The 16,375-nt window shown below is 70.4% G+C and carries 14 protein-coding genes; 10 read left to right on the top strand and 4 right to left on the bottom strand.

What is annotated here, in order from left to right; all coding sequences use genetic code 11:
* Positions 1 to 40 precede the first annotated feature (40 nt).
* From BDK92_RS26765 to BDK92_RS26800, 8 genes are all read left to right on the top strand, one after another.
* Complete coding sequence (locus BDK92_RS26765; protein WP_121159182.1) at positions 41 to 1,228, top strand: endonuclease; 1,188 nt, start codon at positions 41 to 43, stop codon at positions 1,226 to 1,228.
* 106 nt (positions 1,229 to 1,334) lie between these two features.
* Positions 1,335 to 2,114, top strand: coding sequence for a TIGR03089 family protein (locus BDK92_RS26770; protein WP_246017257.1), 780 nt, complete (start codon positions 1,335 to 1,337; stop codon positions 2,112 to 2,114).
* Between the two features lie 171 nt (positions 2,115 to 2,285).
* On the top strand, positions 2,286 to 2,852 hold the full coding sequence (locus BDK92_RS26775) for a plasmid pRiA4b ORF-3 family protein (protein WP_121159183.1): 567 nt from the start codon (positions 2,286 to 2,288) through the stop codon (positions 2,850 to 2,852).
* Positions 2,853 to 3,120: 268 nt separating this feature from the next.
* Complete coding sequence (locus BDK92_RS26780; protein ID WP_121159184.1) at positions 3,121 to 4,434, top strand: ABC transporter substrate-binding protein; 1,314 nt, start codon at positions 3,121 to 3,123, stop codon at positions 4,432 to 4,434.
* 89 nt (positions 4,435 to 4,523) lie between these two features.
* Positions 4,524 to 5,513: a carbohydrate ABC transporter permease gene (locus BDK92_RS26785; RefSeq protein WP_121159185.1), complete on the top strand. Its 990-nt coding sequence runs from the start codon at positions 4,524 to 4,526 to the stop codon at positions 5,511 to 5,513.
* A gap of 11 nt (positions 5,514 to 5,524) precedes the next feature.
* Positions 5,525 to 6,427, top strand: a complete 903-nt coding sequence (locus BDK92_RS26790; protein WP_246017258.1) for a carbohydrate ABC transporter permease — start codon at positions 5,525 to 5,527, stop codon at positions 6,425 to 6,427.
* Positions 6,424 to 7,815, top strand: a complete 1,392-nt coding sequence (locus tag BDK92_RS26795) for a GH1 family beta-glucosidase (RefSeq protein ID WP_121159186.1) — start codon at positions 6,424 to 6,426, stop codon at positions 7,813 to 7,815. The genes BDK92_RS26790 and BDK92_RS26795 overlap by 4 nt, the downstream gene beginning before the upstream one ends.
* Before the next feature lie 83 nt (positions 7,816 to 7,898).
* Positions 7,899 to 8,945 carry a LacI family DNA-binding transcriptional regulator gene (locus BDK92_RS26800; protein ID WP_121159187.1) on the top strand — a complete coding sequence of 349 codons (1,047 nt, stop codon included), beginning with the start codon at positions 7,899 to 7,901 and terminating at the stop codon, positions 8,943 to 8,945.
* Between the two features lie 74 nt (positions 8,946 to 9,019).
* Here BDK92_RS26800 and BDK92_RS26805 read toward each other — a convergent pair whose 3' ends face one another.
* Both BDK92_RS26805 and BDK92_RS26810 read right to left on the bottom strand, forming a co-directional pair.
* Entirely contained in the window at positions 9,020 to 10,252 is a 1,233-nt protein-coding gene (locus BDK92_RS26805; RefSeq protein ID WP_121159188.1) for an acyl-CoA dehydrogenase family protein, read from the bottom strand.
* Between the two features lie 56 nt (positions 10,253 to 10,308).
* On the bottom strand, positions 10,309 to 11,472 hold the full coding sequence (locus tag BDK92_RS26810; protein ID WP_121159189.1) for a phosphotransferase family protein: 1,164 nt from the start codon (positions 11,470 to 11,472) through the stop codon (positions 10,309 to 10,311).
* Positions 11,473 to 11,649: 177 nt separating this feature from the next.
* On the opposite strand from BDK92_RS26810, the gene BDK92_RS26815 reads away from it, so the two are divergent.
* Together BDK92_RS26815 and BDK92_RS26820 are read left to right on the top strand one after the other, a co-directional pair.
* Positions 11,650 to 12,372: an ACT domain-containing protein gene (locus BDK92_RS26815; protein ID WP_121159190.1), complete on the top strand. Its 723-nt coding sequence runs from the start codon at positions 11,650 to 11,652 to the stop codon at positions 12,370 to 12,372.
* Between the two features lie 107 nt (positions 12,373 to 12,479).
* Positions 12,480 to 13,568, top strand: coding sequence for a GNAT family N-acetyltransferase (locus BDK92_RS26820; RefSeq protein WP_121159191.1), 1,089 nt, complete (start codon positions 12,480 to 12,482; stop codon positions 13,566 to 13,568).
* A gap of 101 nt (positions 13,569 to 13,669) precedes the next feature.
* Here BDK92_RS26820 and BDK92_RS26825 read toward each other — a convergent pair whose 3' ends face one another.
* Positions 13,670 to 14,401 (bottom strand): hypothetical protein, encoded by a 732-nt coding sequence (locus BDK92_RS26825; RefSeq protein WP_211349376.1) that lies wholly within the window; start codon positions 14,399 to 14,401, stop codon positions 13,670 to 13,672.
* Positions 14,402 to 14,554: 153 nt separating this feature from the next.
* The gene (locus tag BDK92_RS26830; protein ID WP_121159193.1) at positions 14,555 to 16,123 is read right to left on the bottom strand and encodes an aldehyde dehydrogenase family protein; all 1,569 of its coding nucleotides are present in this window, start codon (positions 16,121 to 16,123) and stop codon (positions 14,555 to 14,557) included.
* Between the last annotated feature and the right edge of the window lie 252 nt (positions 16,124 to 16,375).

The following is a 16,375-nucleotide window of genomic DNA, read 5'->3' on the forward strand; positions in this document are numbered from 1 at the left end:
TGCCATCCCAGCACAGTCGACTCGACTAGCATGGCCGGGTATGGACCTGAAGCGGATCGCCGGTTCACGCGCGTGGCGGCTGGCGATCGGGCTGGCGCTCGTCCTCGGCGTCGGGGTGCCGGTGGTGGCGGTCTCGGCCTCGTCGGAGACCCTGACCGTCGCTGAGGCACTGGCCGCCCAGGGCGCCGGATCCGCCTCGGTCACCGGTTACGTGGTCGGTCAGCCGACGGCCACCGACACGGTGCTCCGCGCAGGTTTCACCTCGGACACGGCGATCGCGATCGCCGACCTGGCGAGCGAGCCCGCCACCGCGAACATGCTCTACGTGCAGGTCTCCGGTTCCTACCGGGACACCTTCGGTCTCCGGTCCAACCCGTCGTTGCGGGGACGTGCCGTCACCGTCACCGGCACCTTGACGGCGTACTTCGCGCACGGGGGACTGAAGAACCCGACCGCGATGAGCGTCGACGGCTCCGCGCCTCCCGCCGGGCCCACCCGCACCCCGACGCCCGGTACGACGCCCGGTGGTGACGACTACGACCGGACGTACTACGCGAGCGCGGTCGGCAGGACCGGCCCCGCGTTGCGTACCGCCCTGCACGAGGTGATCAGCGTGCAGCGGACGGTCACGTACGACCAGGTTTGGGAGGCGTTGAAGGAGACGGACCAGGATCCGGCGAACCCGGGCAACGTCATCCTGCTCTACAGCGGGCGGTCGCAGCGCAAGGACGTCAACGGTGGCGACCCGGACGACTGGAACCGTGAGCATGTCTGGGCGAAGTCGCACGGCGATTTCGGTACCGCGACCGGGCCCGGCACCGACCTGCACCACCTGCGGCCGGAGGACGTCTCGGTCAACTCCGAGCGGGGCAACAAGGACTTCGACAACGGGGGCGGCCCGGTGCGGGAGGCGCCGGGCAACTTCACCGACGGCGATTCGTGGGAGCCGCGCGACGCGGTCAAGGGCGACGTGGCCCGCATGATCATGTACATGGCGATCAGGTACGAGGGCGGCGACGGCTGGCCGAACCTGGAGCCGAACCAGTCGGTACGCAACGGCAGTGCCCCGTACCTGGGGAAGCTCTCGGTTCTGTTGCAGTGGAACCGGGCGGACCCGCCGGACGCGTTCGAGAAGCGCCGCAACCAGGTCATCTACGACCGTTGGCAGGGCAACCGTAATCCGTTCGTCGATCATCCCGAGTGGGCGACCGCGATCTGGGGCGGCTGAGCGCTGCACGCACACGTTCTTCCAGGTACGAAACTTCCGTTTATCCGCTCTGCGTGAGCCCCGCTGGCCGCTGATCGTCGCGTACGGGTTCGGTATGGTCGGCCCCATGGACCTGACTGCGGCGCCGCGTACCCGTGAGGCTCCTGCTCTGCTCTCCCTGGCGGCGGGCGACGGTGGCCGACCCCTGCTCACCTACTGTGACGACGCGACCGGTGAACGCGTGGACCTGCCGGCGGCGGCGCTCGGCGAATGGACCGCTCGGACCGCGAACCTGCTGGTGGACGGTTGCGGACTACTGCCAGGAGACCGGGCCGCGGTGCTGCTCCCGCCGCACTGGCAGACCGCGGCGGTGCTGCTCGGCGCCTGGTCAGCGGGGGTGTCAGTCGCCTTCCACCCGTTGGCCACCGCCGGTCTGCCACGGATCGGCGCGGGGTCGGACCTGCCGGTCGACGCCACCTTCGTGGCCCGTGACCGGGTCGACAACTGGCTGGAGGATGTGCCCGAGGCGGACCACCGGTTCGTACTCGGCCTCGCCTCGGGAGGTGCGCCGCTGGGCGAGGTGCCCGACGGTTACCGGGACTATGTCACCGAGGTCCGCGCTCACGGTGACAGCCTGCCGCCGTACGCGTCGGTCCAGCCGACCGACGCCGCCACGGTCGACGGCACCAGCTACCGGGAGTGGGCGACACTCGCCCGGGAGATCGCCGAACTGCGTGGCATCCGTGCCGGCGACCGGGTGCTGGTCGAGACGGCCGAACACGAGCATCCGGTGAAGTGGCTGCTGGCGCCCCTCTTCGTCGGCGCCTCGGTGATCCTCTGCGCCAATCTGGAGCCCGGTACGGCCGACGCCCGCGCCAGGACCGAAGGCGCCACCCTGGTCTTCTGATCACGTCGGCGATCCCGTCGCCTGGACGTGGTCGGCGCGCGCGACGAGGTCGAGCCCGGCCCGCTCGCGGCCCCCGGCGCGTCGGGCGAGTCGCGTCGGTTACCCGACAGATCGATCCAGGGCTATTCGGTTGAGTCTCCGGTGTGGCGTTGACCTGCATGGTATTGATTGATGGTGCGCGAACTGTCGAGCCCGCAACGGCAGATCTTCCAACTGAAGGTCTCGCTTTCCGATGTCACGCCCCTGGTGTGGCGGCGGGTGCTGGTGCCGGGTGGCTACACCCTGGACCGGCTGCACCGCGTCCTCCAGCATGTGATGGGTTGGCAGGACTGCCACCTGCACTCGTTCGAGATCGACGGGTTGCAGTACGGCGAACCTGACCCGGACGGCGAGCTGACCGTGCGCGACGAGCTGGACACCCGGCTGGACGCGGTGGTCGGCAAGGGCAGCCGGTTCCGTTACACCTACGACTTCGGCGACTGGTGGGAACACGACATCACGGTCGAGGACGCGTTCGGCGCCGACCCGGGGGAGCGCTACCCGATCTGCGTGACCGGTGCCCGTGCCTGCCCGCCCGAGGATGTCGGTGGGCCGTTCGGTTACCGCACCTTCCTGGTCGCGCTCGCCGACCCCGGGCATCCGGACCACGAGCCGATGCGGGAGTGGATCGGCCGTCCGTTCGACGCCGAGGCGTTCGTGGCCGACCGCGCGACCACGCTCGCCCGTCGCCTCTGCTGAGCCTGTTGGGCATTCCGGCCATTCGCCGGTAGCTGGACGTAGCACACCTTCTTCTCCCGTGCTGACCCGGTTCGTGGCGGTAACGAAATGGGAACGCTCCCATCGGGCTATTGACACCCCGGTAACCCAACGGCAATCTCATGGGAGCGCTCCCGGCCACTGTGTCTCGCGCCACACCACCGAGCACGACATTCACCGGGCAGCCGTTCCTGCGTCAACCCGCACCACCGCCCCCACCACACATACATGCGACCTGAGAGGGGTCAGGATGAGCGTCACGTCCCGCCGTCGGCGGTTCGCGGCTATCGCAATCGCGTCCGTCGCGGTGTTCGCCACGACGGCCTGTGGCGACGACTCGTCAGGAAACTCCGCCGATCCCAACGCGCCCGTCACGCTGATCGTCGACGTCTTCGGCGACCAGGGCTTCGGGTACGAGGGCCTGTACGAGCAGTACAAGAAGGACCACCCGAACGTCACGATCCAGGAACGCGGCAAGGGCCTCGGCCTCGGTGACTACAACACCCGGCTGACCCAGCAGATCACCGCCGGTTCCGGAGCCGGTGACGTCGTCGCCCTCGAAGAGGGCACGATCGTGCAGTTCTACGCGCAGGCCGACAAGTTCCTGAACCTCGCCGACGAGGGCGCCAACGACCTCAAGGCGAACTACCTGCCGTGGAAGTGGGAGCAGGGCACCACCCCCGACGGCAAGGTCCTCGGCCTCGGCACCGACGTCGGTTCGATGGCGATCTGCTACCGCAGCGACCTGTTCAAGGCCGCCGGGCTCCCCACCGAGCGGGAAGCGGTCGGTGCGCTCTGGCCGACCTGGGACGCCTTCATCGAGCAGGGGGCCAAGTTCGCCGCCGCCGACTCGAAGAACAAGTTCGTCGACTCGGCGACCAACTTCTTCAACGTCGTACTGAGCCAGGTGGCGGGCCAGGGCACCGGTTACACGTACTACGACAAGAGCAACAAGCTGGTCCTGTCGAGCAACCCGGACGTCAAGACGGCGTTCGACCTGACCACCAAGATGATCAACGCGAAGCTCTCGAACAACCTCCAGTCGTTCTCCAACGAGTGGAACGCCGGTTTCAAGAACGGCACCTTCGCCACCATCGCCTGCCCCGCCTGGATGACCGGCGTGATCAAGGGGCAGGCCGGTGACGCCGCGGCCGGCAAGTGGGACGTGGCCAAGGCCCCCGGCAACGGCGGCAACTGGGGCGGCAGCTTCCTCGCCGTGCCGAAGTCGAGCAAGCACCAGAAGGCGGCGGCGGAGCTGGCCAAGTACCTGACCAGCGCGCAGAGCCAGATCGAGGTCTTCAAGAAGCTGGGCAACCTGCCCTCGCAGCCGGCCGCGCTCAACGACCCGGCGGTCACCGCCGCGACCAACGACTACTTCAGCAACGCGCCGATCGGCAAGATCTTCGCCGCCGGTGCCACCGACCTGAAGCCGGTCTACCTCGGCCCGAAGAACCAGGCCGTACGGACCGCGGTGGAGAACGCGCTGCGCGCTGTCGAACAGGGGCAGGCCGCCGACGCGGCCTGGCAGGACGCGCTGAAGAACGGTGCGGCCGCCGGTAAGTGACCCGGCCGTGACGTACGGGTGGCGCCGACAGGTACCCGCTGTCGGCGCCACCCCAGCGTGATACGTCACCCCTAGTTGAAGGACTTCCGATGAGCCTGGATCTCGATTCGGCCCCGGCGGCCGGCCGGCACAGCCGCCCGGCGGACGACGAGCGGCGGCCCCGGCCCACCCGCGGTCGTACGCTCACCCGGCTGGACCTCAAGGTCTCGCCCTACCTGTACATCCTCCCGTTCTTCGCCATCTTCGCGATCTTCAGCGCCTACCCGATCGGTTACACCGTCTGGATCGCGCTGACCGACCGGTCGCCGATGAACGCCACGATCAGCTTCGTCGGGCTGGACAACTTCGTCGAGCTGATCACCCAGGACCCGCAGTTCTGGAACGCGGTGGTCAACACCTTCGGCATGTTCGCGATGTCGACGATCCCGCAACTGCTGATCGCGCTGCTGCTGGCGAACGCGCTGAACCGGAAGATCAAGGGCCAGACCTTCTTCCGGATGGCCATCGCGATGCCGATCATCACCTCGACCGCGGTGGTGGCGCTGATCTTCTCGATGCTCTACGCCCGGGAGTTCGGGCTGGCCAACTGGCTGCTCGACCTGGTCGGCATCGGCCCGATCGACTGGCGGGCCAACCGGTACGCCTCCTGGTTCGCCATCTCCACCATGGTCGACTGGCGCTGGATCGGCTACAACGCGCTGATCTACCTGGCCGCAATGCAGTCGATCAACAAGGACGTCTACGAGGCCGCGGCGCTCGACGGTGCCTCCAAGACCCGGCAGTTCTGGTCGATCACGATCCCGCAGCTCCGCCCGACGATCATCTTCACTCTGATCATCTCGACCATCGGTGGCCTGCAACTCTTCACCGAACCGCTCCTGTTCACCAGCGGTTCGGGCGGCATCTCCGGCGGTTCACAGGGCCAGTTCCAGACGATCACGATGTATCTGCTCGACGTGATGAACACCCGCTTCCGGTGGGGCTACGCCGGTGCGGTCGCGCTCGTGCTCTTCGTGCTGATCGCGTTGATGTCGACCATCAACTACCTGCTGGCCCGTCGCATCAGCTCGGACAAGTGAGGGACGCGAGAATGACCACCACCACGCTCGGGCCCCGGCCCTCGCCGCTCGCCCCGACCAAGGACCGCCCCCGCAACCGGGCCGAGCGGCTCTGGAAGGCCAGCCCGCTGACCTGGGTCGGCCTCGTCCTCGCGGTGATCCTGTCGCTCTTCCCGTTCTACTGGATGATCGTCATCGCGTCGCGTACGAACGACGCGGCCAACTCCTGGCCGCCGCCGTTCCTCCCCGGCGGCAAGCTCGGTGAGAACATCGAACGGGTACTGGCCAACGGCGACGCGAACATCGTCAAGGGTCTGATGAACTCGTTCCTCGTCTCCGGCACGATCACCGTCGCCACCGTCTTCTTCGGCTCGCTCGCCGGGTTCGCCTTCGCCAAGCTCCGGTTCAAGGGCAAGAACGCGCTGCTGCTGATCATCCTCGCCTCGATGATGGTGCCGATCCAGCTCGGTGTGCTGCCGCTCTACATCCTGATGGCGAAGCTGGAGTGGCTCAACACCATGCCGTCGGTCACCGTGCCGTTCCTGATCGGCGGCTTCGGGATCTTCATGATGCGCCAGTACGCCGAACAGGCCGTACCGAACGAGCTGATCGAGGCGGCCCGGATGGACGGCTGCTCCACCTGGGGGGTCTACTGGCACGTGGTCGCCCCGGCGCTGCGGCCGGCCGCCGCCGTCCTCGGCCTGCTCACCTTCATGGAACAGTGGAACCAGTTCTTCTGGCCCTTCGTCGTGCTGGCCGACCCGGCCAACCCGACCGTGCAGATCTCGCTGCGCAGCCTCAACTCGGCCTACTTCGCCGACAACTCGCAGATCTTCGCCGGCACGTTGATCGCCACGTTGCCGTTGTTCATCGTGTTCATCCTCTTCGGCCGCCAGATCATCGGCGGCATCATGGAAGGCGCCGTCAAGTCGTGACCAACGAGCTCATCTTCCCGAGCACCTTCCTCTGGGGTGCCGCCACCGCGGCGTACCAGATCGAGGGTGGGGCAACCGAAGGCGGCCGTACCCCGTCGATCTGGGACACGTTCAGCCACACCCCCGGACTGACCAAACTGGGGCACACCGGGGACGTGGCCTGCGACCACTACCACCGGTTCCGCGAGGACATCAAGCTGATGGCCGAGATGGGGCTGAAGTCGTACCGGTTCTCGCTCTCGTGGCCCCGGATCCAGCCCAACGGCAGCGGACGGGCCAACCCCGAGGGGGTCGACTTCTACCAGCGGCTCATCGACGACCTGCTCGAACACGACATCGAGCCGTGGGTGACGCTCTACCACTGGGACCTGCCGCAGCCGTTGCAGGACGCCGGTGGCTGGCCGGCCCGGGACACCGCCGAGCGCTTCGCCGAGTACGCCGCCCTGTCCCACCACGTCCTCGGTGACCGGGTCCGCTACTGGACCACCCTCAACGAGCCCTGGTGCTCGGCCTTCCTCGGTTACGGCTCCGGGGCCCACGCCCCCGGTCTGAGCGACGCGGAGGCGGCCGTAAAGGCCGGCCACCACCTGATGCTCGGCCACGGTCTCGCCGTACAGGCGATCCGGGACGTCCGGCCCGAACACGAACTCGGCATCACGCTCAACCTGTACGCGGTCTCGCCGCAGCAGGACACCCCGGTCGACGTCGACGCCGCCCGCCGCATCGACGGGCTGGCCAACCGGTTCTTCCTCGACCCGATCCTGCGCGGGGAGTACCCGGCCGACGTGGTCGAGGACCTGGCGAAGGTGACCGACTTCGGGCACGTACGCGACGGCGACATGGAGATCATCTCCAGTCCGCTCTCGGTACTGGGGATCAACTACTACAGCCGGCACGTGGTGGCCGCCCCGGTCGAGGGGGTCGAGCCGGAGCCGTACTGGCGGGCACCGTCGAACTGGCCCGGCAGCGAGCAGGTCCGGTTCGTCACCCGGGGCGTGCCGGTGACCGACATGAACTGGGAGATCGACGCCCCGGGCCTGGTCGAGGTCCTGGAGCGGGTGCACCGGGAGTACCCGGAGGTACCGCTCTACATCACCGAGAACGGGGCCGCCTTCGTCGACGAGGTGGTCGACGGGGAGGTCGACGACGTCGACCGGGTAGCGTACTTCGACGCCCATCTCCGGGCCTGTCACACCGCGATCGAGGCGGGTGTGCCATTGCGTGGATACTTCGCCTGGTCCCTGATGGATAATTTCGAATGGGCATGGGGCTACACGAAGCGTTTCGGCATGATCCACGTCGATTACGACACCCAGCTTCGTACCCCCAAGTCCAGCGCCAGGTGGTACGCCGACGTGATCCGACGTAACGGTCTGGCCGCACAATAACCAGGCCAGTCAGAACCGGGGTGCCGGCACCGACCCATCGACGCCGTCGGTGCCGGCCCACCCCAACGTCGGAGGAGCAGACCATGACAACCCAGCGCACCCGGTCACTCGGGCGGCCCACCCTGGACGCGGTCGCCGCCCGTGCCGGGGTCGGCCGGGGAACGGTCTCCCGGGTCGTCAACGGCTCGCCGCAGGTGAGTCCGGAGGCCAGGGCGGCGGTCCAGCAGGCCATCGCCGAACTGGGCTACGTACCCAACCGCGCCGCCCGCGCGCTGGTCACACAGCGTACGGACTCGGTGGCGTTGGTCGTCTCCGAGTCGGAGGAACGGGTCTTCGGCGAGCCGTTCTTCGCCGGCATCGTGCGCGGCATCAGCTCCGGCCTGCTCGACACCCCGATGCAGCTCTGGCTCGCCATGGCCCAGTCGCCGGCCGAGCGGGAACGGGTCGAGCACCACCTCACCCCGCAGCACGTGGACGGCGTACTCCTGCTCTCCCTGCACGACGCCGACCCGCTGCCGACCCTGCTGGAGCAGCGGTCGTTGCCGGCGGTGCTCGGCGGGCGGCCGGCCCGGATGCTGCAACCGGGCGCGCAGGCCGCCTACTTCGTCGACGTGGACAACGCCGGCGGCGCCCGGCAGGCGGTGGAACACCTGGTCCAGCGGGGCCGGACCCGGGTCGCCACGATCGCCGGTCCCCAGGACATGGCGGTCGGCGTGGCCCGGCTCGCCGGCTACCGGCAGGCGGTCCAGGCCAGCGGCCGGCCGGTCAGCGAACACCTGATCGCGTACGGGGACTTCAGCGAGAGCAGCGGCACCTCGGCCATGCGCCGGCTGCTGGAGCAGTGCCCGGACCTCGACGCCGTCTTCGTCGCCTCCGACCTGATGGCCTGCGGTGCGCTGCGCGCCCTGCGGGAGGCCGGCCGGCGGGTGCCCGAGGACGTGGCGGTGGTCGGGTTCGAGGACGCGCCGATCGCCCGTCAGGCCGACCCGCCGCTGACCACCGTGCACCAGCCGGTCGAGGAGATGGGCCGGCAGATGGCCCGGCTGCTGATGTCCCGGATCCGCCGCGAGGACCTCCAGACCCCCTACGTCCTCCTCGACACCCACCTGGTCCACCGCGCCTCCGCCTGACCGCCGCCCCACCCCCCCCACCGCCGATCTAGGGCAAATCAAGGTGGGTGGAGATCAAACAGCAGGGTTTTGCCCTAGATCGACGGGGGAGGGGGCGGGGCCCAGCGGCGGAGTTCGCGGCGGGCGAGGGAGGCGCGGTGGACCTCGTCGGGACCGTCGGCCAGCCGGAGGGTGCGGGCCTGGGCCCAGAGCGCGGCGAGCGGGGTGTCCTGGCTGACGCCGGCCGCGCCGTACGCCTGGATAGCCTTGTCGATCACCCACTCGGCCATCGCCGGGGTGGCGATCTTGATGGCCTGGATCTCGGTGTGCGCGCCCCGGTTCCCGACCGTGTCCATCAACCAGGCGGTCTTGAACACCAGTAACCGGGCCTGCTCGATGCGGACCCGGGACTCCGCGATCCAGTCCCGGATCACCCCCTGCTCGGCGAGCGGCCGGCCGAACGCGACCCGTTCCGAGGTACGCCGGCAGAGCAGTTCGAGGGCCCGTTCGGCCATCCCGACCAGCCGCATGCAGTGGTGGATCCGGCCCGGCCCGAGCCGCGCCTGGGCGATCGCGAAACCGTTGCCCTCGCCACCGATCAGGTTCTCCGCCGGCACCCGTACGTCCTCGAAGCTCACCTCGGCATGGCCGCCGTGTGCGCCGTCGGTGTAACCGAAGACGGTCATGCCGCGTCGTACCGTCACACCCGGGGTGTCCCGGGGCACCAGCACCATGCTCTGCTGCCGGTGCCGGTCGGCGTCCGGGTCGGTCTTGCCCATCACGATGAAGATCTCGCAGCGCGGGTCCATCGCCCCGGACGACCACCACTTGCGCCCGTTCACCACGTACTCGTCGCCCTCACGGTCGATCCGGGTGGCGATGTTGGTGGCGTCCGAGGAGGCCACCTCCGGCTCGGTCATGCAGAACGCCGAGCGGATCTCCCCGTCCAGCAGCGGGCGCAGCCAGCGCTCCCGCTGGGCCGGCGAGCCGAACTCGGCCAGCAACTCCATGTTGCCGGTGTCGGGGGCCGCGCAGTTGAGCGCCTCCGGCGCCAGATGCGGGCTGCGGCCGGTCAGCTCGGCCAGCGGCGCGTACTGGAGGTTCGTCAGGCCGGCGCCGTACCCGGGGTCGGGGAGGAAGAGGTTCCACAGCCCACGCTCCCGGGCCACGGCCTTGAGCTCGTCGAGCACCGGCGGCCGGGACCACGGGTCGGCCTCCTCGGCCACCTGGGCCGCGTGCACCGGCTCGGCCGGGTAGATGTGTTCGATCAGGAAATCGTGCAGCTTCTCGTGCAGTTCCGCCGTACGGGCGTCGAATCCGAACTCCATCGGTGTGTCCCCCTGTCGCGTCGGTCGGTGCCGCTACGAGCTCGCCGGGCACCGCATCAGCCCCGCCCCACGGCTGCCAGCCCGTGCGTGACCAGTGGCTGCACCATCTCGCCGATCCGGTCGAACCCGTCGCCGACGGTCTGCCCGAGGGTGTGCCGGTAGTGGATGCCCTCGCAGATCACCGCGAGTTTGAAGCAGCCGAGCGCGATGTGCCAGTCCAGCGGGCCGACGTCCACGTCGGCGCGGCTGGCGTAGCGGTCGATGAGTTCGGCGCCGGACGGAAATCCGGCCCGGGGTCCGAGCCCGTCGGCGACCGGGTTGCCGGCCGTGTCGTCGCGGTCGCCGAGCACGTCCCAGTACGTCAGCAGCAGCCCGAGGTCGGCCAGGGGGTCGCCGAGGGTGGCCATCTCCCAGTCGAGCACAGCCCGAATGGTCGCCATCGCCGGTGGGGCGGTGGTCGGTGGCCCGGCGGCGGAGCGGTCCGTGGTGGTCGCCGCCGGATCGGGTGCGGGCTCGGCGAGCAGGTTGTCCAGGCGGTAGTCGCCGTGCACGATCCGGCCGGCGTTGGCCCCCTCGGGGGCGCTCGCGGCGAGCCGTTCACGCAACTCGGTGACACCGGGCAGGGGACGACTGCGTGACTGGTCGAGTTGGCCGCCCCAGCGACGTACCTGCCGGGCCAGGTATCCCTCCGGTCGGCCGAAGTCGGCCAGGCCGACCCGGGCGGGGTCGACCCCGTGCAGGGTGGCCAGGGTGTCCATCATGGACAGAGCCAGCCCGCGCCGCTGGGCGTCGCTGAGCCGGTCGGTCTGCGAGCGGTCCCGGAAGACCACCCCGGGCACCCACTGCATCAGGTAGAACGGCGCACCGGTCACCCCGGGATCCAGACAGAGCAGCAGTGTCGCCGGCACCGGGACGCCGCTGCCGGCCAGCGCCGAGATGACCCGGAACTCGCGGCCCATGTCGTGCGCGGTGGCGAGTACGTGTCCGAGCGGCGGCCGGCGCAGGACGAACTCGCGGGAACCGGAGCGCACCCGGTAGGTGAGATTGGACCGGCCCCCGGCGATCAACCGGGCCGTCAGCGCCCCGTCGAGCAGGTCGGGCCGGTGCGCCCGGAGGTGGTCGGCGAGCCGGTCGAGATCCAGACCGGTCGGCGTCGGGGCACCAGGGGGGCCAGTATCACGTGCGGTCGGACCCGCTGGGTGCGAATCCGACACGGTCATCCGAACAGTTGATGGCAGCTGGGCCAACTTGTCAAGGACGCCTTGTTGCGGCCGAGACATGGTGCGGCAACAGGGGCGAAATGGTCAGCCGGCACTCTTGGTCCAGGTAAGCCGGCGACCAGATGCCGCGTACAGGCCCGGGGTTCCCGCGCCGACTCGTTCGACGGGAGAACAAGCATGTTGCTGAGGGTTCGGGTGACGCTTCCCGACCGACCCGGCGCGCTCGGGCAGGTGGCCCGCACGCTGGGTGTGGCGGGTGCCGACATCGTCCAGGTCGTGGTCCTGGAACGGCTCGGCGGGCGGGCGGTCGACGACTTCACCGTGGTCTGGCCCGGGGCATCCCGGGTCGAACGACTGCTGGCCGGGATGGCGGCGATTCCCGGCGTGCAGGTGGACGGCGTCTGGCGGGCGATCGGCGCGCCCACCAGCGGCGGCCAGGACGCCGAGTTGCTGGCGCAGGTGGCGGGCAACCCGGCCGACGGCCTGGCCACGCTGGTCGACGCCGTGCCAGGGCTGCTGGCGGCGGACTGGGCGGCGGCCGCGGTGGTTCCGGCCGACTGGGCGTCCCGGAGAGGATCGGCGCTCCCCGGGGCGCCCGGTGGGGCACCGGCGGTGGCGTACGCGAGTTGGCGCGCGCCGAGCCCGCTGACCCTGCCGGAGGTGACACCGCTGCGGGCCCGCGCCATGGACGGGCCGGTCGGCACGCACTACGTGGCGGCGCCGTTCGGTCGGGCCGGGCTGGTGCTCATGGTGGCCCGGGTGGACGCGGAGGGCCTGTCGGCGGCGGGCTTCCACGTCACCGAGGTGGACCGGGTGGCACAGCTCGTCCGGGCGGCGGCGGTCATTCTCGGCGACCGACTCGACCTGGTCAGCGCACCCCCGGCCGCCGTCAGTTCGTGACCGCTCAGCGCTGAGCGGATGACCCGGGAGACCCGGCCGGGGCGGGCCGGCGGGTTCCCGGAGTGGGACCAGCCGGCGGGCCGGCGGGTTCCGGGAGAGGAGCTGGGATGGCGCTATGGCGGATCAGGGCGACGGTCGACGACCGGCCCGGATACCTGGCGGTGTTGACCGCCAGTCTCGCGCTGCGCGGAGTCAACATCCTCACTGTGCAGGTGCACACCACCGAGGCGGGCGCGCTCGACGACTTCCTCGTCGACGCGCCGGAGCGACTCACCGCGGCCGACCTGGTCACCGCCGTGGAACGCGGACGCGGGCGGGACTGCTGGGTGGCGCGCAGTGAGGCGCGTGGCCTGGTCGACCAGCCGACCCGCGCGTTGGGCCTGGCCAGCCGACTGGTACGTGACCCGGACGCACTCGGCGAGGTGCTGCGTACCCTGCTCGGGGCCGACACGGTCACCTGGCGCCCGGCACCGGGACAGGACCGGCCCCGGGCCGGCGCGGAGACGATGCGGCTGGCCGACCCGGCCGGCGGCTCCTACGAGGTGCTCCGGGCCGCTCCCGCGTTCACCCCGGCCGAGTACGCCCGCGCGCAGGCGCTGGTCGACCTGGCCGCGAACGTGGAGCGGCGGGCCGCGGAGCAGGTGACCCTGGTGCTGCCGGACGGGGCGGAGCTGACCGTACGACCGGCGACCGGGGACGACCTGCCGGCGGTGGCGGCGATGCACGCCCGCTGCTCGGCCCAGAGCCGGCGGCACCGCTACCTCGGTGCCGCCGACCCGACCCCGGAACGGTTGCGTCAACTGCTGGAGCCGACGCGCGGGATCACCCTGCTCGCCGTGGCCGGCGGTGTCGACGGCACCCCGGAGCGGGTGGTGGCGATGGCGAACCTGGTCGCCGAGGGAGTGGTCGGCGCGGTGTCACTCCTGGTCGAGGAGGACTGGCAGCGACGCGGTCTGGGCGGCGCGCTGGCCCGACGGCTGGTCGCGTACGCCGGGCGCTCCGGCCACGCCGCGCTGGTCGCCCACGCGTACGCGGACAACCTGGGCCTGCTCCGGGTGCTGCACCGGGTCGGGCGGCCGGAGCCGGTCGACTCCGACGGCGACCTGATGACCGTCACCGTGCCCCTGGCGGCCGTGACGGACCAAGACCCCAGCGGCCCGGCACCGATGCGGTGCCGGGCCGCCGGAACAGCCTGACCGGGGCGAAGGGGAGAGGGTTCCTTCCTGTGGGACGGCAGGAAGGGGCCCTCTTCCCGTACCGGTCGCCCGGTGACCCATCGCCGGCACCTCCCGGCGGGCTATCCGTAGACGACCTCCCGTGACGTGATCCACACGACGTGGATCCGGTCGCCGCTCTGGTAGACGCTGCCGCTGTAGGTGGTTTGCAGCGCCTCCATGCTCGTCGCCGACCCGCGCAGATAGCTGCATTCCAGCGCGTCGAGGTGCCCGGGCACTGCGGCGTGGGGATTCTCGGCGAACCGCTCGAATTCACCCAGCGTGCGGCCTTCGAAGCTGATGAGACCGCGCGACGACCCGGGCTCGGGGAACGGCGCCGGCCACTCCTCGTCGAACATCTGGCTCCGGTCCAGGCGCAGCTTTGTCAGGGCGTTCAGCGCGTCGTCAAATTCGAGCACGTGCAGCAGGGGTTCGACGCGGGGGCGGTAGTGGCTCTGGAGTGCCTCCTGCCGCTCGCGGTCATGGGTCGAATGAGTCGGTTCGTAGGCCGGGGCGTGGTCCAGCCAACGGCGGACCAGGTTCCGGGCTTCGCCTTCCCGGCGCTCCTCGCGGGCCCGCGCCTGGGTACGGAACAGATCCAGACACCGGTCGCACCGGCCCGGCGACATGGCCCAGCGAGAACGCGAGTTGTCGTGCGGAACCTGGGCACCGCACTCCGGGCACGTGTCCAGGCACCGGTCGCACCAGGACGGCGTGAGGTGTCTGCGCTGGTAGCGGCTCCACTCGCCGCGCGGAATCCGGGCCCCGCACCCACGGCAGCGCTCCGACCACCCCTTGAAGAGTCTCGTGAACATCCTTCGATACTTCACGACGACTTCCCCGTACCGCGACTCACATCCTGGCCACCTCAGGCCGTGGGTGTCGCGGCCCGAGCGCGCCGACCGAGGTGAGCGAACACCCCGCCCAGGAAGATCCGGTACGGGGTGTCGCCGTGGCCGTGCCTGTCGTCAGGTGGGCGGTAGCGCCGTCCAGTCGGGGAAGTTGCCGTACAGGCGCTGGTCGGGGCCGCCCTGGGTGACCGCGTGCACCAGCAGGTCGCCGCCGACGAAGGCGCCCTTCCAGGAGGCGCCGCGACCACCGAAGGGCTCGTCCCGGTCACCACGGGACCGGGGCTTGTTGATGCCGACCTTGAACGCCTGCAGGTCCACCGCCAGTTTCGCCGCCTCGTCCTCGTCGTCGCAGGCGAGGCTCGCGACCAGGGCACCGTTGGAGGCGTTCATCGCGGCGAGCAGTTCGTCCCTGGTGTCCACCACCACGATGGTGTCGACCGGGCCGAACGGCTCGGCGTGCATCAGCCGGGACCGTCCGGGCGGGGCGAGCAGCACCGCCGGTGCGACGTACGCCGCAGTGTCCTGGCCGTCGAGGAACGGTGCCCCGTCGAGGCGGCCACGGTAGAGCGGGATGGCGCCGCCCCGGACCGCCTCCTCGACCTTGCGGCGCAGCTCGTCGGCCTTGGCGCCGCTGATCAGTGGCCCGAAGTCCAGTTCCGGCAGGGCGTCGCCGTCGACCCAGTCGTCCCCGACCGCGAGCGGGTGGCCGAAGCGTACGGAGCGGACCACCGGCAGGTACATGTCGAGGAACCGGTCGACCAGGTCCCGCTGCACCACGAACCGGGGGTACGCGGTGCAGCGCTGCTTGCCGTACTCGAAGCCCTTCTTCAGGTGCTTGGCGAGCATGTCCCACTGGGAGAACTCCCAGACGCCCCAGGCGTTCAGCCCTTCCTGCTCGATGAAGTGCCGCTTGTCGGAGTCGAGCAGCGCGGCGGCCACCTTTCCGCCGTTGGAGCGCCCGCCGACGAACGCGACCGCACCGATCTCCGGGGCCCGGACCAGCACCTCGGAGAGTTCCTCGCCGCCGCCGGAGACCAGGGTGGCGGGCAGGCCGGCGCGGCGCATCAGCGCGTGCGCGACGGTGAGGCAGACCGCGCCGCCCTGGGACGGCGTCTTGGCGATGACCGCGTTGCCGGCGAGCAGTTGCACCAGTTCGGCGTGGACCAGCACGCTCATCGGGTAGTTCCAGCTCGCGATGTTGCTGACCGGCCCGGCGAGCGGTTCGCGGCCGTCGGCGAGCATCCGGTCGATCTCCTCGACGTACCAGCGGACACCGTCGAGGGCCCGGTCGACGTCGGCGCAGGCCAGCCGCCACGGCTTGCCGATCTCCCAGACCAGCAGCAGGGCGAGCAGGTCACGTTGGACGCTCAGCTCGTCCAGGGCCTCGGTGACCCGGTTTTTCCGTTCCGCCAGCGGCGTGGCCGCCCAGTGGCGGTGCTCGTCGAGGGCGAACGCGACCGCCGCCCGTGCCGTCTCGGCGCCGAGCCGGGGCAGGTTGACCAGCACGGTGTTGTCCACCGGGGTGCGGACCGGGGTCGGGGTGCCGACCGACTGCCATGCACCCTGCACCAGGTTGCGCAGGGTGACGACGCCGGAGGGGTCCGGCTCGAACGCTTCGGGGGTCGCGGTGACGGCGCGGGCGAGGGTCTCCTGCCACGCGGTGCCGTCGGCCAGGCGTAGTGCCATCGTTTGCCTCCTGGGACTGCTGACCAGTGGGCAGCGGCAGCGTCGATGGCACCGCTGATCTGCGCGTACTGTCTCGCGCGTCGAGGCCGGCCGGCAACCGTACGCTCGTATCCCAGGACGTTTCCGCCCACCGGTTGGTCAGCCGCGCTCGGCTCGCGTCGGGCCGGGCGGGTGCGGGCGTACGGCGGCCAGCCTGGTTGAACCCGTCCGCCCAGGCGACCCTTCACAAAGGGGCAACAGGCCGGTTACATT

Origin of the sequence: Micromonospora pisi, from assembly GCF_003633685.1 — a bacterium.
Taxonomy (GTDB): Bacteria; Actinomycetota; Actinomycetes; order Mycobacteriales; family Micromonosporaceae; genus Micromonospora_G; species Micromonospora_G pisi.

Excerpts from the sequence above, each read along its gene's own strand:
- BDK92_RS26765 (WP_121159182.1), top strand. The coding sequence starts at position 41 with ATGGACCTGAAGCGGATCGCCGGTTCACGCGCGTGGCGGCTGGCGATC.
- BDK92_RS26770 (WP_246017257.1), top strand. The coding sequence starts at position 1,335 with ATGGACCTGACTGCGGCGCCGCGTACCCGTGAGGCTCCTGCTCTGCTC.
- BDK92_RS26775 (WP_121159183.1), top strand. The coding sequence starts at position 2,286 with ATGGTGCGCGAACTGTCGAGCCCGCAACGGCAGATCTTCCAACTGAAG.
- BDK92_RS26780 (WP_121159184.1), top strand. The coding sequence starts at position 3,121 with ATGAGCGTCACGTCCCGCCGTCGGCGGTTCGCGGCTATCGCAATCGCG.
- BDK92_RS26785 (WP_121159185.1), top strand. The coding sequence starts at position 4,524 with ATGAGCCTGGATCTCGATTCGGCCCCGGCGGCCGGCCGGCACAGCCGC.
- BDK92_RS26790 (WP_246017258.1), top strand. The coding sequence starts at position 5,525 with ATGACCACCACCACGCTCGGGCCCCGGCCCTCGCCGCTCGCCCCGACC.
- BDK92_RS26800 (WP_121159187.1), top strand. The coding sequence starts at position 7,899 with ATGACAACCCAGCGCACCCGGTCACTCGGGCGGCCCACCCTGGACGCG.
- BDK92_RS26805 (WP_121159188.1), bottom strand. The coding sequence starts at position 10,252 with ATGGAGTTCGGATTCGACGCCCGTACGGCGGAACTGCACGAGAAGCTG.
- BDK92_RS26810 (WP_121159189.1), bottom strand. The coding sequence starts at position 11,472 with ATGACCGTGTCGGATTCGCACCCAGCGGGTCCGACCGCACGTGATACT.
- BDK92_RS26815 (WP_121159190.1), top strand. The coding sequence starts at position 11,650 with ATGTTGCTGAGGGTTCGGGTGACGCTTCCCGACCGACCCGGCGCGCTC.
- BDK92_RS26820 (WP_121159191.1), top strand. The coding sequence starts at position 12,480 with ATGGCGCTATGGCGGATCAGGGCGACGGTCGACGACCGGCCCGGATAC.
- BDK92_RS26825 (WP_211349376.1), bottom strand. The coding sequence starts at position 14,401 with ATGTTCACGAGACTCTTCAAGGGGTGGTCGGAGCGCTGCCGTGGGTGC.
- BDK92_RS26830 (WP_121159193.1), bottom strand. The coding sequence starts at position 16,123 with ATGGCACTACGCCTGGCCGACGGCACCGCGTGGCAGGAGACCCTCGCC.